The organism is Actinocatenispora thailandica (assembly GCF_016865425.1).
GTDB lineage: Bacteria > Actinomycetota > Actinomycetes > Mycobacteriales > Micromonosporaceae > Actinocatenispora > Actinocatenispora thailandica.
This window is the reverse complement of the sequence record NZ_AP023355.1, coordinates 403,384-423,225: the sequence shown is the minus strand read 5'-3', so window position 1 is coordinate 423,225 and position 19,842 is coordinate 403,384. Positions and strand designations below refer to the sequence as shown.

General features: G+C 72.6%; 18 protein-coding genes and 1 rRNA gene. 13 read left to right on the top strand and 6 right to left on the bottom strand.

The window, feature by feature from the left end:
* Nucleotides 1-93: 93 nt before the first annotated feature.
* Both Athai_RS01950 and Athai_RS01945 read right to left on the bottom strand, forming a co-directional pair.
* Nucleotides 94-525, bottom strand: a complete 432-nt coding sequence (locus Athai_RS01950) for a sensor histidine kinase (RefSeq protein WP_203959868.1) — start codon at nucleotides 523-525, stop codon at nucleotides 94-96.
* On the bottom strand, nucleotides 480-1,370 hold the full coding sequence (locus tag Athai_RS01945) for a sensor histidine kinase (protein WP_203959867.1): 891 nt from the start codon (nucleotides 1,368-1,370) through the stop codon (nucleotides 480-482). The genes Athai_RS01950 and Athai_RS01945 overlap by 46 nt, the downstream gene beginning before the upstream one ends.
* A 200-nt stretch (nucleotides 1,371-1,570) precedes the next feature.
* Here Athai_RS01945 and Athai_RS01940 point away from each other — a divergent pair, with 200 nt between their 5' ends.
* From Athai_RS01940 to Athai_RS01915, 6 genes are all read left to right on the top strand, one after another.
* Nucleotides 1,571-2,053 (top strand): hypothetical protein, encoded by a 483-nt coding sequence (locus tag Athai_RS01940; RefSeq protein ID WP_203959866.1) that lies wholly within the window; start codon nucleotides 1,571-1,573, stop codon nucleotides 2,051-2,053.
* Nucleotides 2,050-2,376, top strand: coding sequence for a transcriptional regulator (locus Athai_RS01935; protein ID WP_203959865.1), 327 nt, complete (start codon nucleotides 2,050-2,052; stop codon nucleotides 2,374-2,376). Before Athai_RS01940 ends, Athai_RS01935 begins: the two co-directional genes overlap by 4 nt.
* Before the next feature lie 128 nt (nucleotides 2,377-2,504).
* Nucleotides 2,505-3,359, top strand: a complete 855-nt coding sequence (locus Athai_RS01930; RefSeq protein WP_203965272.1) for an ABC transporter ATP-binding protein — start codon at nucleotides 2,505-2,507, stop codon at nucleotides 3,357-3,359.
* Nucleotides 3,356-4,573: an ABC transporter permease gene (locus Athai_RS01925; protein WP_203959864.1), complete on the top strand. Its 1,218-nt coding sequence runs from the start codon at nucleotides 3,356-3,358 to the stop codon at nucleotides 4,571-4,573. The genes Athai_RS01930 and Athai_RS01925 overlap by 4 nt, the downstream gene beginning before the upstream one ends.
* Before the next feature lie 73 nt (nucleotides 4,574-4,646).
* Entirely contained in the window at nucleotides 4,647-5,582 is a 936-nt protein-coding gene (locus tag Athai_RS01920; protein WP_203959863.1) for an aldo/keto reductase, read from the top strand.
* Nucleotides 5,583-5,879: 297 nt separating this feature from the next.
* Nucleotides 5,880-7,001, top strand: a complete 1,122-nt coding sequence (locus Athai_RS01915; RefSeq protein ID WP_203959862.1) for an FHA domain-containing protein — start codon at nucleotides 5,880-5,882, stop codon at nucleotides 6,999-7,001.
* A gap of 397 nt (nucleotides 7,002-7,398) precedes the next feature.
* Here the strand turns inward: Athai_RS01915 and Athai_RS01910 are convergent, their stop codons facing one another.
* The gene (locus Athai_RS01910; RefSeq protein WP_203959861.1) at nucleotides 7,399-7,674 is read right to left on the bottom strand and encodes a hypothetical protein; all 276 of its coding nucleotides are present in this window, start codon (nucleotides 7,672-7,674) and stop codon (nucleotides 7,399-7,401) included.
* 43 nt (nucleotides 7,675-7,717) lie between these two features.
* The gene (locus Athai_RS01905) at nucleotides 7,718-8,965 is read right to left on the bottom strand and encodes an MFS transporter (RefSeq protein WP_203959860.1); all 1,248 of its coding nucleotides are present in this window, start codon (nucleotides 8,963-8,965) and stop codon (nucleotides 7,718-7,720) included.
* Between the two features lie 72 nt (nucleotides 8,966-9,037).
* Between Athai_RS01905 and Athai_RS01900 the strand changes: the two genes are divergently transcribed.
* Nucleotides 9,038-9,955 carry a LysR family transcriptional regulator gene (locus Athai_RS01900; protein WP_203959859.1) on the top strand — a complete coding sequence of 306 codons (918 nt, stop codon included), beginning with the start codon at nucleotides 9,038-9,040 and terminating at the stop codon, nucleotides 9,953-9,955.
* 60 nt (nucleotides 9,956-10,015) lie between these two features.
* Here Athai_RS01900 and Athai_RS01895 read toward each other — a convergent pair whose 3' ends face one another.
* Nucleotides 10,016-11,053, bottom strand: coding sequence for a S1 family peptidase (locus Athai_RS01895; protein WP_203959858.1), 1,038 nt, complete (start codon nucleotides 11,051-11,053; stop codon nucleotides 10,016-10,018).
* A 145-nt stretch (nucleotides 11,054-11,198) separates the two neighbouring features.
* Between Athai_RS01895 and Athai_RS01890 the strand changes: the two genes are divergently transcribed.
* The 6 genes from Athai_RS01890 (at nucleotide 11,199) to Athai_RS01865 (ending at nucleotide 18,951) form a co-directional block, all read left to right on the top strand.
* Nucleotides 11,199-11,681 (top strand): universal stress protein, encoded by a 483-nt coding sequence (locus Athai_RS01890; RefSeq protein WP_203959857.1) that lies wholly within the window; start codon nucleotides 11,199-11,201, stop codon nucleotides 11,679-11,681.
* A 181-nt stretch (nucleotides 11,682-11,862) separates the two neighbouring features.
* Complete coding sequence (locus Athai_RS01885; protein ID WP_203959856.1) at nucleotides 11,863-13,686, top strand: penicillin-binding transpeptidase domain-containing protein; 1,824 nt, start codon at nucleotides 11,863-11,865, stop codon at nucleotides 13,684-13,686.
* A gap of 168 nt (nucleotides 13,687-13,854) precedes the next feature.
* Nucleotides 13,855-15,054 (top strand): MFS transporter, encoded by a 1,200-nt coding sequence (locus Athai_RS01880; protein ID WP_203959855.1) that lies wholly within the window; start codon nucleotides 13,855-13,857, stop codon nucleotides 15,052-15,054.
* Between the two features lie 356 nt (nucleotides 15,055-15,410).
* Entirely contained in the window at nucleotides 15,411-17,381 is a 1,971-nt protein-coding gene (locus Athai_RS01875; protein WP_203959854.1) for a S53 family peptidase, read from the top strand.
* A gap of 131 nt (nucleotides 17,382-17,512) precedes the next feature.
* The gene (gene def, locus Athai_RS01870; protein WP_203959853.1) at nucleotides 17,513-18,064 is read left to right on the top strand and encodes a peptide deformylase; all 552 of its coding nucleotides are present in this window, start codon (nucleotides 17,513-17,515) and stop codon (nucleotides 18,062-18,064) included.
* Between the two features lie 362 nt (nucleotides 18,065-18,426).
* On the top strand, nucleotides 18,427-18,951 hold the full coding sequence (locus tag Athai_RS01865; protein WP_203959852.1) for a chaplin family protein: 525 nt from the start codon (nucleotides 18,427-18,429) through the stop codon (nucleotides 18,949-18,951).
* Nucleotides 18,952-19,683: 732 nt separating this feature from the next.
* Here the strand turns inward: Athai_RS01865 and rrf are convergent.
* A 5S ribosomal RNA gene (gene rrf / locus Athai_RS01860) occupies nucleotides 19,684-19,800 on the bottom strand.
* Between the last annotated feature and the right edge of the window lie 42 nt (nucleotides 19,801-19,842).

Genomic DNA, 19,842 nt, shown 5'->3' with positions numbered 1-19,842 from the left:
CTTCGCCCCGGGTGGCGGGCGATCGCCAGCCTGGCGTCGCACCCACCCGTCGTCACTGCGGCGAAAGTTAGGGCCGGGGCCGGCCCCGGGACGTCACCCCGTGGAGCCGGATCCCGCGTCATACTCCGGACCGACCCCGGCCGGCGCCGGCACGGCGACCGGCAGGTCGGCGGCGACGGTGAACCCGCCGTCCGGGTCCGGCCCGAGGTGCAGCTCACCACCGAGCAGCGCGACCCGTTCGCGCATCCCGACCAGGCCGTGCCCGGAGCCGCCGGCGCGACGAACGGCGGGGCCACGGTCGGTGCCCGGCCCGTTGTGCACCCGCAACCCGACCCGGTCCGGCGTCACCTCGACCGTGACGTCGACCGGGCCACCGGCGGCGTGCCGGGTCGCGTTCGACAGCGCCTCCTGCACCAGCCGGTACGCGCAGACCTGCACCGCGCCCGGCACGTCCTGCTCGGTGCCGGTGACGTGGTAGGTCAGCCGCACCCCGGCGCGCCGGCTGCCGGCCACCAGTTCGTCCACATCGGACAGTCCGGGCTGCGGCGCCCGCAGGGCGCTCTCGTCGCTGCGCAGCACGCCGAGCAGCCGGCGCAGCTCGACCAGCGCGCTGCGCGCCTGGGCGCCTGGGCGCCGATGGAGTCGAGTTCCTCGGCGGCGCCGGGCGAGATGTCGTCCCGCCGGTACGGCGCGGTCTGCGCCTGCACCACGATCAGCGACATGTGGTGCGCCACCACGTCGTGCAGTTCCCGGGCGATCCGGGTGCGTTCCTCCAGCGCGGCCCGGCGCGCCTTCTCCAGCTCGGTGCGCCCGGTCTCGGCGACCAGCGCCCGCTGGGCCCGCAGCCGGGATCCGATCAGGTCGACCAGGACCGTACCGACGGTCAGCGCGGCCAGGCCGCCGGGCGCGTTGCCGGCGTCGACGTGGACCAGCAGTACGCCGGCCATCAGCGCCCACATCCACCACAGCACCGCCCGCCGGTACCGCAGCCCGGCCAGTACGAACGCGACCGCGAGGATCGGGATCTGGGCCGGTTCCCACGGCCAGGAGCCCCAGTGCGGGGCGGACCGGACCGCCGGTGCGAGCAGCGCCGCGAGCAGCCCGATCCGCCACCCCATCAGCGGGTAGCGCAGCGCGAGTACCAGCGGGAGCAGCTGCACCACGGCGAGCACCAGCACGATCGTGCTGTGCTCGCCCGGATGGCCGTTCAGGGTGGTGATCATCGTCACCGGGTAGAGCACGGCGGTGGCCACCAGCACGGCGATCCGGGCCGCCCACCTGAGCCAGCGCCGGCGGCCGCCGGGCCAGCGGATCGGGGTGTCCGCCCCGTACAACAGCTGCCGCAGGCCACGCCACCCGGCGCCCGTCACCTGTCGCCACGTTCCCGCAACCCGTTCGTCCCGCACCACGCCGACGGTAGGCGGGCCGGGGCGACCCCGTCGTGCCGCCCAGGTACGACACGCCTCGTCACACCTGGGTGCCAGTGGGGCCAGGCCACCCGACCGCATGCTTTTCCAGGGTGGAAACTCGTCACTTGACAAGGTGGAAACCAACCCGGAGACTTTCCACCATGGAAACAGAGCACCTGTCGCTCCCCAGCCCGGCCGACGCCGCCACCGCACTGCGTGAGGTCGAGCAGGCACGCCGCGCGCTCGACGGCACCGTCCCGCCCTGGTGGTACTTCATCGCCATCGCGGCACTGATCTCGGTGATGCCGACGGTCCAGTTGTTGCCGTCCGGCGCGCTCGGCGCCGTGCTCGGAGTCGTCGGCCTCGCCGGCTGGGTGGTCCTGCTCCTGCTGGTGCTTCGCGGGTACATGCGCGAGGTCGGTTTCACCGTCCGGTTGCAGCGGCTCAAGGTGTGGCACCTGGTGCTCCCCGGGCTCGGCTCCGGGCTGGTGATGGCGGTGGCGATCGGCCTCGCGACCAGCTACGACCGGTGGTGGATCGGCTTCTTCGGCTCCGGCGTGCTCGCCCTCGCCATCCTGCTGTGGGCGGTGCCGATGCGCCGGGCGGCGCGCCGCCGGCAGAGCGGCTGCGTCGGCGCGGCATGACGACCGAACCCCGGTTCGATCCGACCATCCACGCACCGAACCGGCTGCGCATCTGCGCGCTGCTGGACGCGGTGCAGTCGGCCGAGTTCGCCACCGTGCAGGAGAAGCTGGACGTTTCCGCGTCGGTGCTGAGCAAGCACGTCGCGGTCCTGGTCGACGCCGGGTACGTGCAGCAGCGGCGGGCCACCCGCAACACCCGGCAGCGGGTCTGGCTGGCGCTCACCGACGCCGGCCGCACCGCGTACCAGGCACACGTGGCGGCGCTGCGCGCCATCGTCGCGGGCGACGCCGCGCCGTCCGGAGAGGCCGCCGCGCGGCCGTGACCGGTCACGCAAGACATCCGGTGGCCGCGGGCCACCGGGAGCAGAAGGGGGAGCAGACAGTGGCAGACGCGCGCCTCACGATCGACGCGGTCTCCAAGCGCTACGGCGACGTGGTTGCCTTGCAGGACATGACCTTCGACGTACGGGCCGGCGAGCTGTTCGGCTTCGTCGGCAGCAACGGTGCCGGCAAGACCACCACGATGCGCATCGTGCTCGGGGTGCTCGCGGCCGACTCCGGCGAGGTCCGGTGGGACTCCGAGCCGATCACCGCGGAGACCCGGCGCCGCATCGGGTACATGCCGGAGGAACGCGGGCTGTACCCGAAGATGAAGGTCGGCGAGCAGCTGACCTACCTCGCCGAACTGCACGGCATGCGGCGGCCGGTGGCACAGGCAGCGGCGCGGCAGTGGGCCGAGGAGCTCGGCGTCGCCGGCCGGTTCGGCGACGAGGTGCAGAAGCTGAGCTTGGGCAACCAGCAGCGGGTGCAGCTGGCCGCCGCGCTGGTGCACGATCCGCGCATCCTGGTGCTGGACGAACCGTTCTCCGGGCTCGACCCGGTCGCGGTCGACGTGATGAGCGACGTGTTGCGGCGCAAGGCGGAGCAGGGCATCCCGGTGGTGTTCTCCAGCCACCAGTTGGATCTGGTCGAACGGCTCTGCGACCGGGTCGGCATAGTCCGAAGTGGACAGATGGTGGCCTGCGGGCCGGTCGACGAGCTGCGTGACACCGGCACCGCCCACCTGTCGGTGCTCGCCCCGGACGCGCCGGCCGGGTGGGCCGACGGGCTGCCCGGCGTGACGGTCGTCGACCACCGCAACGGCCGGACCACGCTGTCGCTCGCGACCGGCGCGGACGACCAGGCGGTACTCGCGGCGGCGCTGGCCACCGGCCCGGTGCACGAGTTCGCCCGGCAGCGACCGGCGCTGACCGAACTGTTCCGCAACGTCGTCTCCGCACCGACCACCGAGGAGGCCGCATCGTGAGCGACCCACAGTACGACGGGCCGGGCGCCTTGAGCGCCATCGGTGGGGTGCGGCTGATCGCGCGGCGCGAGCTGGCCACCCGGTTGCGAGCCAAGTCGTTCCTGGTCAGCACGGTCATCATCGTCGTGTTCATCTGCGGCTACCTGGTCCTGATGAACTTCATCGGGAACAGCACGTCCAGCGCGACGGTCGGGCTCACCGGCCAGACCTCGACACTCGCGACGCCGCTCGGCAACGCCGCCAAGGCGACCGGCCAGAAGGTGGACGTCCGTACCGTCGACGAGCGGGCCGGGCGCAGGCAGGTCGCCGACGGCAAACTGGACGCGCTGCTGGTCGGCACCGCCGACGCGCCGACGGTGGTGGTGAAGAAGAACCTGCCGTCCGGGCTGGGCAACACCTTCACCGTGCTGGCGCAGCACGAGGCGCTGACGCAGCAGATCGTCGCGCTGAAGGGTGATCCGAGCGCGGTGCGGCACGCGATGGCCACCGCGAAGCTGCCGGTGCAGCGGCTCGAACCGGTCGGCGGCTACCAGGTCGAGCGGATCGTGCTCGGCATCATCGCGGTCATCCTCATCTACATGTCGCTGATGATCAACGGCCAGGCGGTCGCGCAGGGCGTGATCGAGGAGAAGTCCAGCCGGGTCGTCGAGTTGCTGCTGGCCACGGTCCGGCCCTGGCAGTTGATGGCCGGCAAGGTGCTCGGCATCGCGGTGGTCGGGCTGATCCAGATGGTGATCTTCGCCGTGGTCGGCGCCGGCCTCGGCCTGGCCACCGGGGTACTGAGCATCCCCGCGTCGCTGCTCACCGGGGCCGCGGTGTGGGCGATCGTCTGGTACGTGATCGGCTTCGCGATGTATGCGGTGATGCTCGCCGCGGCCGGCGCGCTGGTGTCCCGGCAGGAGGACGCCAACGCCGTCGTCACCCCGGTGATCATGATGATCGTGGTACCGGCGGTGATCGGCTGGTCACTGATCCCGGCGAACCCGGACGGGATGGCCGGCCGGGTGCTGTCGCTGATCCCGCTGTTCTCGCCGATGATCATGCCGATGCGGATCTCGCTCGGGGTGGCCGCACCGTGGGAGATCGTGCTGTCGGTGGTGCTGTCGCTGGTGCTGGTGGTGGGGCTGGTCGCGCTCGCCGGCCGGGTCTACCGCAACGCGGTGCTGCGCACCGGTGCCCGGGTCCGGCTGGTGGACGCCCTCCGGGCCGCCTGAGCCACCCGCGCACGGGGTGGGACACCCGCACACCGTGCTGCGGACCCGCAGGTCGGAGTTCTAGGGTCGGTACATGCGCTATCGGTCTCTGGGCAACTCCGGCCTGCGGGTTTCCGTCGTCGGGCTGGGCTGCAACAACTTCGGACGCAAGCTCGATCTCGCCGGTACCCGGGCGGTGGTGGACGCGGCGCTGGACGCCGGCATCACGCTGCTCGACACGGCCGACATGTACGGCGGGGGCGGCGCCTCCGAGCGGCTGCTCGGCGAGGTGCTGCAACACCGCCGCGACCGGGTGGTGCTCGCCACCAAGTTCGGCCACCAGGGCGCCGACATGGGCTACGGCCCGGCCGCCGGCGCGAAGGGCGGCCGGGCCTACATCCGGCGCGCCGTCGAGGCGTCACTGCGCCGGCTGCGCACCGACCACATCGACCTCTACCAGCTGCACACGCCGGACCCGGAGACGCCGATCGAGGAGACGCTCGCCGCACTCACCGAGCTGGTCAACGAGGGCAAGGTCCGCTATGTCGGGCATTCGAACCTCACCGGCTGGCAGCTGGCGGAGGCGGCGCACGTCGCCGCCGCAGGCGGGTACGCACCGTTCGTCTCGGCGCAGAACCAGTGGTCGCTGCTGGACCGCGACATCGAGCGCGAGCTGGTACCGGCGGCCGAACACTACGGCGTCGGCGTCCTGCCGTACTTCCCGCTCGCGAACGGGCTGCTCACCGGCAAGGTGCGGCGCGGCCGGGAGCTGCCGGCCGGCAGCCGCATCGCGGAGCGTTCGCATCTGGTCACCGAGGAGCGACTGGACACCGTGGAAGCGCTCGTCTCCTGGGGCGACAAGCACGACCGCAGCCTGCTGGAGATCGCCATCGGCGGCCTCGCCGCGCTGCCGACGTGCGGGTCGGTGATCGCCGGCGCGACCACCCCGGAGCAGGTACGGGCGAACGCCGCCGCCGGCGACTGGCAGCCCGCCGCAGACGAGCTCGACGAACTGCTCGCGCTGCTCTGACCACCGGCCGGCGGGCCGCTGCGACCCGCCGGCCGCTCGGCTCGCCGGCCCGCTCCGACCCGGCCGCCCGGCTCGCCGGCCGGCTCCGACCCGCCGGCCGCCCGGCTCGCCGCCCGGCCACCCGGCATCTCGGCGACCGCCGGCATCTCGACCTGCCTACGACGGCCGCGGCGACCGCCGACACCGCCCGGCGCGGTGCCGGTACGCCCGGTGAACGTGGCCACGGCCGAGCACCGACGAACGCGACAGCTCCGGCCCGGTAGGCGATGATGGACCCTCACGAGCAGAGGAGGAACGGTGCGCTTCGAGGTGACCCGCGTCTTGGACTCGATCGAGCGACGGCTGTGCACCGACCCGGGTGCCGCTCGCGCCATCGTGGATCTGGCACCGATCGTGCGCCAGGTCGAACTCGACGGCGGCCGGCCGGCGCACCTGCTGCGGCTCGGGCTGGTCATCGACGCGCTCGGAACGCATCTCGGCGAACCCGGCGCCAAGGTCTACGTGGTGGTCGACCGGGCGCTGATCACCGACCTGGAACTGACCTCGAACGAGAAGATGGTGCTGCGTCGCTGGGCCGACGACGGCCTGGTGGAGGCGTTGCCGGAGGTGGACGACCGGCTGCTGGAGCTGTCCGCCTACACCGGGCTGCCGGTGGTCAGCCGGGACGACTTCGCCCGGTTCGCCGGCCGGCACCCGTGGGCGGCCGGCGCACCGTTCCTGATCCCGGTACCGGGGGTCGGCGGCGCGGCGCTGATGACCCGCCCCGGCGCGGCGCCGACGATGCCGCGCCCGACGCTGGATCCGGCCACCCAGGCCGTGCTCGGCCGGTACTGGCGGTGTCCGGAACCGGGTTGCGTGCTGTACGGCACCCCCGGCCCGGCGCAGCCGCCACCGCGGGTCCGGTCCGGCCGGGCGGTCTGCCCGCGGCACGGCGTGCCGATGCACGACGGCGGCCCGCGCCAGCAGGCGACCTCGGTGACGATCTGGATCCGCGGCGAGGACCGCGGCCGGTTCCCGGTGGCGTCCGGCGCCCCGGTGGTGGTCGGCCGCTCCCCGGAGGGGCCAGGCGGGATCCGGCTCGGCGAGCTGCTCGACGACGAGGCGGTGCACTGGGTCAGTCGCAGCCACGTCCGGCTGGAGCTGCTGGACGGCGCCCTGGTCGTCACCGACACCAGCACGAACGGGACGACCGTGCACACCCGGTCCGGCCCGGACGCGGTACCGGAGACGATCACGCTGCACCGCGGCCAGCAGCGCCGGCTCGGCGACTGGGACGTGGTCGAGCTGCACGAGGGCGTCCAGCTGTGCCGGGCCGACCGGCGACCGGACGCGAGTGGCGCGGACGACGCACCGGTGATGGCGGAGGCGCCGACGATGGCGATCCGGCTGCCCGGTTCGGCCGCCGACCGGCGCGGCTGACCGATCGTTCCGGCAGCACCGCTCGGCGCCGTCGTTCTGGCATCGCGGTCCAGCACTGCCGTTCCAGCACTGCGGTTCCAGCACTGCCGGCTGACGCTGCCGGTCGGGCGCTGCCGTTCCCGGCGCTGTCGATCAGCACTGCCGGTTCAGCACTGCCGGTCGGGCGCTGCCGTTCCCGGCGCCGACGTTCCGGGCGGGGGCGGCAGTGAGGGGGCCGCGCCATCGCGGGACGCGTTCCGAGAAGGGCCCGGGGCGACCGCCGTTCCCCCGTGACGGCGGCGACAGCCGACGGTGCCGGCCGAGACTGCGGCCGGCCGCCGGATGCGCGAGCTGGCCCAGGATGCCTCGAGGCTGCGCTCGCGCGAGCCGGAGTCCGGTCGAGCCGGCTTCGAGGACCCTAGCGGCGGCTGAGCGGAGCGGTCTGGTCGAGGGCGACACCGGCGGTGCGGACCGACACGGTGCGTTGCACGACCCGCTGACCGCGGGGGCCGAGCTCCCAGCCGGTGAGCAGCAGCCAGCTGGCCCGCTCGGCCGGCTTGCCCTGAGCGGCGTCCACAGTGGACGGAAGCGGGGGTTCGGTGATCAAGAGGCGGAGGGGTTGCTCGCGGAACTGGGGCGACGCGTCACCGGAAAGCTGGACGGTCTGGCCCGGTTGGGGAACGATTCCGATCATCACGGAACCATGGTGCCCTCTGCCGCGGGCGATGCAAAGGCCGTCATCGATGTTCACCGGCAACGCTCAGGATCCGGCGACGCAGGGCAGGTACACCTCGACGCAGGGTGAGCCCGATCAGCAGCGCACCGGCGACCAGCGCCGCGCCGTAGGCGACCGTCGCGGGCCACTTCCCGTACCCGTAGGCGACGCCGCCGAGCGAGCCACCGACGCTGCTGCCGAGGTAGTAGCAGAGCAGGTATACGGCCGCTCCCTGGGCATCGACGGCTCGGCCGCGCGCGCCGGCCCAGCCGCTCGCGACCGAATGGCCGGCGAAGAAGCCGGCCGTCACCAGCACCAGGCCGATGATCACCAGGGCGAGCCGGCCGGACAGCGTGACGGCCAGACCGACCAACGTGACCACCGCGGTGATCCAGAACACCCTCGGCCGGCCGAACCGGTCCGCGAGCCGGCCGGCCGTCGCCGACGAGGAGGACCCGGCGAGGTAGACCACGAAGATCAGGCCGACCAGGGTGGCGGACAGCCGAAACGGCGCAGCGAGCAGCCGGAAGCCGAGGAAGTTGTAGACGGTGACGAAGCAGCCCATCAACAGGAAACCGACCGCATAGAGCCGGATCAGCCCACCGTCGGTGAACGCGCGACCGACGGCGGCGGCGAGCCGGCGCGGCGCCAACGGTTCCGGCACGAACCGGCGCGAGGCCGGGATCGACAGGCGGAACAGCACGGTACAGACGAGTCCGAGCACGCCGATCGCGCCCAGTGCCAGGCGCCAGCCGCCGAGATCGGCGAGCAGCGAGGCGAGCAACCGGCCGGCCATCCCGCCGATCCCGTTGCCCGCCACGTACAGCCCGGTCGCGAAGCCGAGCGCACCGTGGTCGACCTCCTCGGCGAGGTAGGTCATCGCGACCGCCTGCAGACCACCGAGCGCGATGCCCTGCACCGCCCGCAACGCCAGCAGAATCTCGAACGACGGCGCGAAGGCGGCGGCGAGGCCCAGCACCCCGGCGGCGAGCAGCGCGACGGTCATCATCGGGATCCGGCCGGTCACGTTGGACAGCGCGGACAGCGGGATGATCGAGACCGCCAGCCCACCGGTGGCCACCGAGACGGCGAGGCTCGCGGTGGCCGGTGTCAGCCGGTACGACTGGGCGAGTTGCGGCAGCACCGCCTGCGCGCAGTACAGCAGGGTGAACGTGGCCAGGCCGGCGGCGAACAACGCCAGCGTGATGCGGCGGAAGCCGGGGCTGCCGCGCCGGTGCGCGACCGCGGGGAGGGTGGCCGAAACACTCACGCTCCGACGCTACGGTGAGTGCATCGATTCGTCCAATACGGTAGTCGGACCAGATCGATTCATGGATGGATGATGCAGATGGCCGAGGAGGAGACGATCGCCGCCGCGGTGCGGCACCTCGCACCGCGCCTCGCCGTGCTGCGCGCCGTCGCGGCCGACGAGCACGTGACGCACGTCGCGCAGGCGCTGGGCGTACCGCAGCCGACCGTGAGCCGCTGGCTCGCCGAGCTGGCCGAGACGCTGGAGGTGCCGGTGCTCGCGCGCACCGGCCGCCGGGTGCGACTGACCCGGTCGGGCCGGGAACTCGCCGAGGCGGCCGGCGCCGCGCTCACCGCGCTGGAGACCGGCATCCGCCGCGCCGTCGAGGAACACGACCCGGACAGCGGCCGGGTGGTCTTCGCGTTCCTGCACACGATGGGCGGCGTGCAGGTGCCCGAGCTGCTGCGCGAGTTCCGCCGGCACCATCCGCGGGTGCGGTTCGCGTTGCAGCAGGCCGGGCACGCCGAGATGGTGCGCCGGGTGCTCGACGGCGAGGTCGATCTCGCCCTCACCGGCCCGCTGCCCGAACCCGGTGAGCGGCTCGCCACCGCGCTGCTGCTGCGGCAACGACTGGTCGTGGCGGTACCGGTGGGCCATCGGCTCGCCGACCGGCGCCGGGTGCGGCTCGCCGAGCTGCGCGGCGAGGAGTTCGTCGGCCTCAAACCCGGGTACGGGCTGCGCCGGATCACCGACGAGCTGTGCGCGGCGGCCGGTTTCACGCCCCGGCTCAGCTGTGTCGGCGAGGAGGTGGACACGATCCGCGGGCTGGTCGCGGCCGGGCTGGGCCTCGCGGTACTGCCGCCGTCGGTGCCTCGGCCGCCGCGCGGCCTGGTGGAGGTGCCGGTCACGCCGCAGGCGACGCGCTCGATCGGCCTGGTCTGGCCGGCCGACCGGCCGCTGTCCCCGGCCGCCGCCCGGTTCCGCGACTTCGCCCTCGCCCGGCGCCTGTAGCGACCGCGGCGCGCCGGGGGCGTCCCGACGCGCCGCGCGAACCGTGCCGTACCTGCCGGCTCAGCCGATGTGCACGTTGTAGGTGCTGAGCGGTTCGGTCACCGGCTGGAAGAACGTCTCGCCGCCCGACGAGCAGTCGCCGCTGCCGCCGGAGGTGAGCCCCAGCGCGGTACTGCCGTCGAACAGCGGGCCGCCGCTGTCGCCGCCCTCGGCGCACACGTTCGTGTCGATCAGCCCGCTGACCGTACCCTCCTGGTAGTTCACCGTCGCGTCGAGTCCGGTCACGGACCCGCCGTGCACCCCGGTGGTGGACCCGGAGCGCCGCACCGACTCACCGACCTGGGCATTGGCCGCGCCGGTGATCTGCTGGCTGCCGCCGTACAGGTCGACCGTGCTCGGGTGCGACACCCCGCCGACGTACTTGACGATCGAGAAGTCGTTGCCCGGGAACTGGCTGTCCTGGGTGGTGCCGATCTCCTGGCTGGAGCCGGAGTCGGAGTACCAGGTGTCGGCCACGTTGCCGCAGTGGCCGGCGGTCAGGAAGTACGCGGTGCTGCCGTCGGTGACGTTGAAGCCCAGCGAGCAGCGGTAGCCGCCGCCGTAGATGGCGTCCCCGCCGGCGATCCTGGTACTGAACGTGCCGGACACCACCCGCACGTGCGCGGCGGCGCCGTACCGGCCGGCGACCTGGCGGACCCTGGCCAGGTCGGCGCGGCCGACCGTGCTGTCGGCGGTGACGTTGACCCGGTCGTTGCGCGGATCGATCGCCCACGCGGTACCGGGGATCGTCGCCTTCCGGCCGAGTTCGGTGGTGATGGAGTGCAGGTGCGCCGCGGAGTACCGGACCACCTTCGGGGTCAGCCCGGCGGAGCGCACCGTCGCCGCGCTGGCCTCGTCGGTCACCGTGACGATCTGGGTGCCGTGGTCGAGATAGCTGCCCGCGGTGTGCGTGCCGAGCCGGTCGACCAGTGCGGCGACCGCGGCCCGGTCCGGCGTCTTGGGTGCGGCCTGCGCCGCGGTGGTGGCGACGGCGCCCGTGGCGAGCAGGGCGGCCGCCGCGACCGCGGCGACTCGGAACGAGGTCCTCGTGGGCCTCATGGATGCCTCCCAGGGATCCGTGGGTGCGGCGCCGTCTCGCCGCACCCGCTGCGCCCCGCACCAATTGATGCGATTCGATGAAGGGCGTGGAAAGTATCCCTTTTGCCGGATAGTTCGGCAAGATATAGATACGCCGGTATGGTGAATGTCTATCGCCTCCGGCGATACTCGGGACGTGGACGAACAATCGCGCTATGAGCTCGGCACCGACGGACCGCGGGTGATGGTGGTCGGCGTCGACGGATCCCCCACCTCGCTGCGGGCCGCGGCGTACGCGACCGGGCTGGCCCGCCGGCAGGGCTCCCGACTGATCTTCGTCTACGTCGTGGGCTACCCCACCGTGCCGGGCTTCGCCGCCGGCTACGTCGGCCCGCTGACGGAGGCGTACGGGCAGGTCGCCGACGAGTTGCAGCACGACGTGGTGGACCTGGTGAACGCCCGCGGCGTGGCGGCGAGCCTCCAGGTGCGGCGGGGCGACCCGTACACCGAGCTGGTCCGCGTGGCCGACGACGAGCAGGCCGACGCGGTCGTGGTCGGCGCCTCGATGCAGGCCGGCCACAAGCTCATCGGTTCGCTCGCCGGCCGGCTGGTGCGGGCCAGCCGGTGGCCGGTCACCGTCGTGCCGTGACCCACACCTCCCCCGCGCCCCCGCCCCGGCTGCCCGAACTCGCCTGGTAACGCCGCATTCGGCCGGGCGGGCGCGCCGGGCTCGCCGCGGCCCGACCGGTACCGTCGGCGAAGCGGTCGACAGGTGGGGAGTGGCGATGCGATTCGGTGCGATGGCCAGGCGACTCGTTGCATCCGGTGCGGTGCTGGTGACAGCGTGCGGACTGGCCGCCTGCAGCTCGGATCGGGACGACGCGAGCAGGGCACTGTCCGCGTTCCTGACCGACTGGCACGCCGGCGCCCTGCAGAAGGCGTCGTACGCCAAGGGCAGCGGCGCCCAGGTGGCCTCGGCGTACCGCAAGGTGGCCGGCGACCTCGCCGACGTGCACCCGACGCTGTCCGCCGGTTCGGTCCAGGTCGACGGTGCCAAGGCCAGCGCACCGGTCCGGGTGTCCTGGCCGCTCGGCGGGCACGACTGGCGTTACACCACCACCGTGCACCTGGCCAAGACCGACGGCGACTGGCGGATCGCCTGGGACGGCGCGACCGTGCACCCGAAGCTGACCGGCGACGGGCATCTGGTGCTGACCAGCGAACAGGGCCCCCGAGCGTCCATCATGGACGGTTCCGGGCAGCCGATGGTGACCAACCGGCCGGTGGTGTACGTCGGCGTGCAGCCCAACCGGGTCGACGACGCCGCCGCGCTCGCGAAGCAGCTCGGCGACGCGCTCGACCTCGACCTGTCCGACCTGCCGAAGCGGGTCAAGGACGCGGCGCCGACCGCGTTCCTGGACGTCGTGACGTTGCGCAAGGCCGACTACGAGAAGGTCAAGTCGAAGATCCACGACCTGCCCGGCACCGTCTTCCGGGACGGCAGCCTGCCGCTCGCGCCGAGCCGCACCTTCGCCCGGGCGCTGCTCGGCACCGTCGGCCCGGTGACGAAGGAGATGATGGACAAGCACCCGGGCCGCTACCAGATCGGCGACACCGCCGGCCAGTCCGGCCTGCAGGCGCAGTACGAGCAGCGGCTCGCCGGCGGCGCCGGCGTCACCGTGACCGTCAGCGGCAGCAAGCAGGCGCTGTACCGCGGCAAGCCGGTCGCCGGCAAGCCGGTGGCGACGACGCTGGACCCGAAGGTGCAGCAGGCGGCCGACGACGCGCTCGGCACCCAGACCAAGCACCGCACCGCGCTGGTCGCGATCCGGATCTCCACCGGCAAGGTGCTCGCCGTCGCGAACGGGCCGGACGGCGGCTCGGACGATCTCGCGCTGACCGCCTCGGTACCGCCGGGGTCGACGTTCAAGGTGGTGACCGCGCTGTCCTACCTGGCCGCCGGGGTCACCCCGGACTCCACAGTGGACTGTCCGGAGTACGCGACGGTGTCCGGCCGCAAGTTCCACAACGAGAACAACTACCAGCTGGGCAAGGTGCCGTTCCGCACCGACTTCGCGCAGTCCTGCAACACCGCGTTCGTCGGGCTGTCCGGCAAGCTCGGCCCGGACACCCTGACCAAGCAGGCCGCCGCGCTCGGCATCGGCGCGAAATGGCAGCTCGGCCCGGACGTCAACAGCGGCTCGGTGCCACCGGCCAAGACCGCGGTCGACCGGGCGGCCGCCGCCTTCGGGCAGGGCAAGACCACGGTCAGCCCGATCGCGATGGCCGGCATCAGCGCCGCGGTGGCCCGCGGTCACTGGACCCAGCCGACTCTCGTCACCTCGCCGGCGTACCACCCGGCGAAGGCCGGCCCGCAGCTGCCGGCCAAGGACCTGGCAGCGCTCAAGTCGATGATGCGCTCGGTGGTCACCGACGGCACCGCGACGGTGCTGCAGTCCGTACCGGGCGGGCCGGTGTACGGCAAGACCGGGACCGCCGAGTACGGCTCCGGCGCCGAACCGCCGAGCCATTCCTGGTTCACCGGCTGGCAGGGCGACATCGCGTTCGCCGCGTTCGTCGAGGGTGGCGGTACCAACGAGCAGGCGGTGGCCGCTCCGCTGGTGGGCAAGTTCCTCACCAACCTCAACGGCTGACGACCGCCGGCCGGCGCAGCTGGCACCGGGAGCGCCCGGCCGCACCGCGGCCGGGCGCTTCGTCGTCCACAGTGGACTCCCAGGGTGTGGAACCTCGGTTGCGCGTGCCGCACCCGGCCGCTTAGTGTTCAAGATATAAGACACTGATCTCATATCTTGGGAGACGAGATGGCGGCCGGCGATCGACGCCGTTGGCTGGTACTGGCGGTCGGAGTGTTCGCGCAAGCAGCTTCCTGCGCCTTCCTGTACGGCCTGCCCGCGCTCGTGCCGGCCCTCCGCGCCGACGAGCACCTCGACCTCGCCGGCGCCGGCCTGGTCGTCGCCGGCCCCACCATCGGCCTGCTCGCCACCCTCATCGCCTGGGGCGCCGCCGCCGACCGGTACGGCGAGCGGCTGGTCATGGCGGTCGGCCTGGCCCTGGCCGCGATCCTCGTCGCCGTCGCGGCGCTCGCGGTGCCGGGCCTCACCGGCTTCGTCGTGGTACTGGGCCTCGCCGGCGCGGCGGCCGCCTCGGTCAACGCCGCCAGCGGCCGGATGGTGATGGGTTGGTTCGCCCGCGACGAGCGCGGCGTGGCGATGGGCATCCGGCAGACCGCCCAACCGCTCGGAGTCGGCATCGCCGCGCTCACCCTGCCCGGCCTCGCGGCCCACGCAGGCTTCCGCACCGCGCTGCTGCTGCCGGCCGCACTCTGTCTGGCCGCCGCGGTACTGGTGCTGCTGCTCGCCGCCGACCCGGCGCGGCCCGACACCGACGGCACGACGCGCACCGGCAACCCGTACCGCGGCGGGACGCTGTGGCGGCTGCACGGCGCGAGCGCGCTGCTGGTCCTGCCGCAGTTCGCGATCGCCGCGCTGGCCATGGAGTACCTCGTCGGCCGGCGGCACTGGGCGGCGCTGACCGCCGGCGCCTTCCTCGCCGCGGCACAGGTCCTCGGCGCGCTGGGCCGGATCGGCACCGGCTACTGGTCGGACCGGGTCGGCAGCCGGCTGCGACCGATGCGCCAGTTGGCCGTCGCGAGCGCCGCCGTGATGCTCGCCTTCGCGCTCGGCGACGCGGTGGCACCGTGGCTCGCCGTGCTGGCGATCGCGGCCGGTTCGGTGATCACCGTGGCCGACAACGGGCTCGCCTTCACCGCGACCGCGGAACTGGCCGGGCTGTCCTGGTCCGGCCGCGCCCTGGGCATCCAGAACACCGGCCAGAACGTGATCTCCTCGCTCACCCCGCCGCTGCTCGGGCTGATCGTCGGCGCCTCCAACTACTCCGTCGGGTTCCTGTCCGCGGCGATCTTCCCGGTACTGGCCATCGCCCTCACGCCGGTCGCCGCAGAACACCGCGCCCGCAGTACCCGAGCGGCACCGGTCGGCTGATTCGCGGCACGCCACGGCCGGCCGGGATGCCCGGTTCCGGCAGTGTCACGCCCGCGTGCAATCCGACCCGGCGCGACCGGAACCGCCGACGCGATCGCGTCGGGCGGTTTGCCGCGATACCAACCCGCTGGGTGGACAATGCGGAATCATCGGAAGATTCGACGGTCGTCAATGGAGTGTCGTGCCGAATCTGTTGCCGGACATGGGTAAAACTTCCCTTGACAACCTATGTCGGCCACCGATCTGATACTTCGGGGAATCGAACGAGTCACCGTGCGTGGGTCCCTGGACGGCTGTTGCCACCGGTCATCCGCCACCGTTCCGTTCGTCCCTGTCCAGTGCAGGAAAGGAGACACATGCGGCACACCCTCATCCGACGCGCCGCTCTCGCGGTGGGCGTCAGCGCTCTTGCGTTGCCGTTCGCTGCGAGCGCAGCGCAGGCCGCACCAACCCGACAAGCGGTGTCGGGCAGCACACCGGCATGGGCCACCCCAGCCAACCGCGCCGGCAATCCCAGCTCCAGCCAGCGCGTCGACGTCCAGGTCTTCCTGAAGCTGCGGCACACCGCGAGCGCCGAGCGGTTCGCCAACCAGGTGTCCACCCCGGGCTCCAAGCAGTACGGCAAGTACCTGACGGCCAAGCAGTTCAACGCGCGCTACGCGCCGACCGCCGACAGCGTCCGCACGGTGCGCAACTTCCTGCGCCAGCAGGGCCTCACCGTGGACGGCGTCGGCCAGGGCAACCGGTACGTCAGCGCCAGCGGCACCGTCGCCGAGCTGAACAAGGCGTTCGGCGCCGATCTGCACACGTACTCCTACCGCGGCCACAAGCTCCGGGCGCCGGGCAAGCAGGCGACCCTGCCGGCGAACGTCGGCAACCTGGTGCTGTCGGTCAACGGCCTGGCCCAGACCGGCCCGCTGCGCACGCCGTTCCACCACAAGGTGGTCAGCAACAGCAGCGCCGCGAAGACCCGCAGCGCCGCCCCGAAGGCGGCACCGGCCCCGGCCCAGTGCTCGAACTTCTGGGGCGAGCACAACCAGACCATGCCGCAGGCGTACGGGCGCACCGAGTTCCCGACCTACATCTGCGGCTACGGCACCGACCAGCTGCAGACCGCGTACGGCGTGAAGAAGGCGATCGCCACCGGTACCAACGGCGCCGGCACCACGATCGCCATCGTCGACGCGTACGCCTCGCCGACCATGCAGGCCGACGCCGATCAGTACGCGGTGGACAACGGCCAGGGCCACTACGCCAAGGGCCAGTACTCCGAGAAGGTCTTCAAGCCGTTCGACATGCAGGGCGAGTGCGGCGGCGAGGACGGCTGGAACGGCGAGGAGGCCATCGACGTCGAGGCGGCGCACGCCATGGCGCCGGGCGCGAGCATCAAGTACGTCGGGGCCAAGAACTGCGACACCGGCCTGGACGCCGCGCTCAACTGGATCGTCCAGAACCACCAGGCCGACATCGTCTCCGACTCCTGGGGCAACCTGGGCGAGGACATCCCGGCCAGCGCCATCGCCGCCGAGCACACGATCTTCGTGCAGGCCGCGGCCGAGGGCATCGGCATGTACTTCTCCTCCGGTGACAGCGGCGACGAGGTCACCGCGGGCAACACCCCGTCGGCGCAGCCCGACTACCCGGCCTCCGACCCGTACGTCACCGCGGTCGGCGGCACCAGCCTCGCGGTCGGCAGCGACAGCAGCTACGGCTTCGAGACCGGCTGGGGCTCCACCCGCGCGGTGGTCGACTACAGCCAGGACCCCGCCGCGTACTCGCAGGCCCCGCCCGGTGAGTTCTACGGCGGCGCCGGCGGCGGCACCAGCACCCTGTTCGACCAGCCGGCGTACCAGCAGGGCGTCGTCCCGACCAGCCTCTCCCAGCAGTACGGCGGGGCGCCGGCCCGGGTCGTCCCGGACGTCGCCGCGCTCGCCGACCCGTACACCGGGATGGCGGTCGGCCGCACCATCGACGGCGAGTACACCCTGCAGACCTGGGGTGGCACCAGCCTGGCCTGCCCGCTGTTCGCCGGCATCCAGGCGGATGCCAGCCAGGGCCGCAGCACCCCGATCGGCTTCGCCAACCCGCTGATGTACCAGCTGAAGGCGGGCTCCTTCCGCGACGTCGCGCCACAGCGCACGCCGGTCGCGGTGGCCACACCGACCGGCTCGTCGCTCGTCACGTTCGACCGTGACTCGTCGCTGTTCACCGCGCCGGGCTACGACAACGTGACCGGCGTCGGGTCGCCGAACGGCACCAGCTACCTCAGGGCCGTCGCCAGCGGGTCGCACCGCGGCCACGGCGGTGGGCACCACCGGCACCACTGACACCCACCCGTACCGCACAGGGCCGTCCCGGGCATCCCGGGGCGGCCCTGCCGCGTCGATGGCCTTCGGCGGCGCCCGGCCCCGGTGGGCCGCTCGTACCGCGCCGCTAGGATCGGCTCGATCCTGTTGGTATGGCGTTTCGAGGTGAGATGGGCAGCACCGGCATCGCGCGGCCGATCGTCGTCTACGGCACTCCGGTGCTGCACCGGCCCTGCCGGCCGGTCACCGAGTTCGACGACGGCCTGCGCGCCCTGATCGACGACATGTTCGCCAGCATGTACGAGGCGGACGGGGTCGGCCTCGCCGCCAACCAGATCGGGGTGGACGCCCGCGTCTTCGTGTTCGACTGCCCGGACGCCGACGACGTCAACCAGGTCGGCCACGTGGTCAACCCGACGCTGGTGCTGCCCGACCTGCCGCGGGAGCTGGACGACGACAGCGAGGGCTGCCTGTCCGTACCGGGCGAGCACGCCGACCTGGCCCGCCCCGCCCTGGCGTCGGTCACCGGTGTCACGATGACGGGAGAGCCCGTCCGGTACGACGGGACCGGCATGCTGGCGCGGTGCTTCCAGCACGAGACCGACCACCTGGACGGCACGGTCTACGTCGACCGGCTGTCCAAGCGGATCCGCAAGAAGGTGCTGAAGGCGGCCGGCCTGCCCACCGAGGCGCCGTCTCGCTGAGACCACGTTCCACGGCCGCGGCGCTGCTGGCGCCGATCCCTCCGCACCGGCACCGTGGCGCACCGGACGGGGCGTCCGGTGCTCGCAGGACGGTGCGCCGTGCGTCGCTGCCGGCGGGCCGTACCGGGCCTGCAACCCGGCGCCGTAGGCATCCAGTTAGGCATCGCCGAGTACGCCCGGACCTGCGTCGACGCCGCCATTTCGGGCATCGCCGGCAGATCGACGGTGAGTACCGTCACGCTTCGAGGTCGTAACCGAACATCCCGTGTCTAGGGTTCCGGTGACGCGTTGTCCCGGCGAGGGGAAGTCACCTGTACGTGCACACGCGCGTACACCTTGTCTTCGACATCGAAGGGACACACATGCGCGTCACAGCAAGACTTGCCGTCGCCGGCGCCGTGGCGGCCGCCGGGCTCACGCTCGCCTTACCGACCGCGGCATTCGCGGACACCGGCTCCGCCGGCAACAACGGCATCGGCAACGGCAGCCAGGTGCACGCTCCCGTCCAGGCGCCCGTGAACGTCTGCGGCAACGGCGTGGGCGTGCTGGGCGTCGGCGCGGGCGCCAGCGGCGACTGCAAGGCGAGCGCCGCTGCGGAGCCGAGCGAGAGCCCCAGCGCCTGCCCCACCGCCTCGTCCGGCGGCTACGAGTCGCAGACCCGCGAGAGCGCTCCGGAAACAGCCTGCGCATCGGAGTCGACGCCGCCGAGCTCCCAGTCCCCGAGCGCGTCGCCGAGCACCGTCGAGGCAGTCACCAACACCAAGAACACCGGCGCCACGCTGCCCGTCACCGGCGCGAGCCTCACCATCCTGGTGGTGGCCGCGCTGGCGCTGCTGGGCGCGGGGGCAGCTGCCCTCATCCTGAGTCGGCGCCGCCGCGCGGCCTGAACCGCCACCGTCGAACTCGTCGAAACCGGGCCCCGAAACGCGAACGGCGGGTCGATCTGGGATCACATCCCGATCGACCCGCCGTTCTGCGTCCGCGATCCGAGCACCCGGCGCCGGGCCTCCCGGCCGCGGCGGGTGCCGGAGCATCGTCGATCCCTGACGTGCCGCGCTTCCCGAATCGTCGCCGGTTCCCGGGGCACCCTCGTTCTCGAAGCATCGCGTTCTGGACGTGCCGCGCCTGACGAAGCGTCGCCGGTTCCCAGAGCATCGCGCTCCGGACGTGCCGCGCCTGACGAAGCGTCGCCGGTTCCCAGGGCACCGTCGCTCCCGAAGCATCGCGCTCCGGAAGCAGTACGCCCCGCGCGGTACCGCGTCCCGCGTGCCCGGTCCAGGGAACTCGACACATCCGGAGCATCCGAAGAACGGTCGGGAGCGGGGCCCGCTGAGGTTTCAGTGACACCCGGATCCAGGGTGCGAACGTCGCCGGACGCACCCGATCCGGGAGCGGAGATGAGTCGGGAGATGCCGGGCCGCGGACCCGTCCCCCGGTGGATCGCCGTGCCGGCAGGACTGCCGTGCTGCGCAGCGTCTCCCACCGGCCTGGTGCAGCGGGACGATCCGGCGCGGACCGATTCGTAGCCCTCGCAATACCGCATGACCGGGAAAGCAGCCGAGGGCACAAAAAAGTCGGGCTGGAAGACCCTAAGATCTTCCAGCCCGACTTCACGTGAGCTTCGGCGGCGACCTACTCTCCCACACCCTCCCGAGTGCAGTACCATCGGCGCTGTAAGGCTTAGCTACCGGGTTCGGAATGGGACCGGGCGTTTCCCTCACGCTACAACCACCGAAACATCTCTCAAACCAGCCAGCCACACACCCCACACCAAAACG

Coding starts and splice junctions, on each gene's coding strand:
- Athai_RS01940 (WP_203959866.1), top strand. CDS start 1,571: ATGGAAACAGAGCACCTGTCGCTCCCCAGCCCGGCCGACGCCGCCACC.
- Athai_RS01935 (WP_203959865.1), top strand. CDS start 2,050: ATGACGACCGAACCCCGGTTCGATCCGACCATCCACGCACCGAACCGG.
- Athai_RS01930 (WP_203965272.1), top strand. CDS start 2,505: ATGACCTTCGACGTACGGGCCGGCGAGCTGTTCGGCTTCGTCGGCAGC.
- Athai_RS01920 (WP_203959863.1), top strand. CDS start 4,647: ATGCGCTATCGGTCTCTGGGCAACTCCGGCCTGCGGGTTTCCGTCGTC.
- Athai_RS01910 (WP_203959861.1), bottom strand. CDS start 7,674: ATGATCGGAATCGTTCCCCAACCGGGCCAGACCGTCCAGCTTTCCGGT.
- Athai_RS01900 (WP_203959859.1), top strand. CDS start 9,038: ATGCAGATGGCCGAGGAGGAGACGATCGCCGCCGCGGTGCGGCACCTC.
- Athai_RS01895 (WP_203959858.1), bottom strand. CDS start 11,053: ATGAGGCCCACGAGGACCTCGTTCCGAGTCGCCGCGGTCGCGGCGGCC.
- Athai_RS01890 (WP_203959857.1), top strand. CDS start 11,199: ATGTCTATCGCCTCCGGCGATACTCGGGACGTGGACGAACAATCGCGC.
- Athai_RS01880 (WP_203959855.1), top strand. CDS start 13,855: ATGGCGGCCGGCGATCGACGCCGTTGGCTGGTACTGGCGGTCGGAGTG.
- Athai_RS01875 (WP_203959854.1), top strand. CDS start 15,411: ATGCGGCACACCCTCATCCGACGCGCCGCTCTCGCGGTGGGCGTCAGC.
- def (WP_203959853.1), top strand. CDS start 17,513: ATGGCGTTTCGAGGTGAGATGGGCAGCACCGGCATCGCGCGGCCGATC.
- Athai_RS01865 (WP_203959852.1), top strand. CDS start 18,427: ATGCGCGTCACAGCAAGACTTGCCGTCGCCGGCGCCGTGGCGGCCGCC.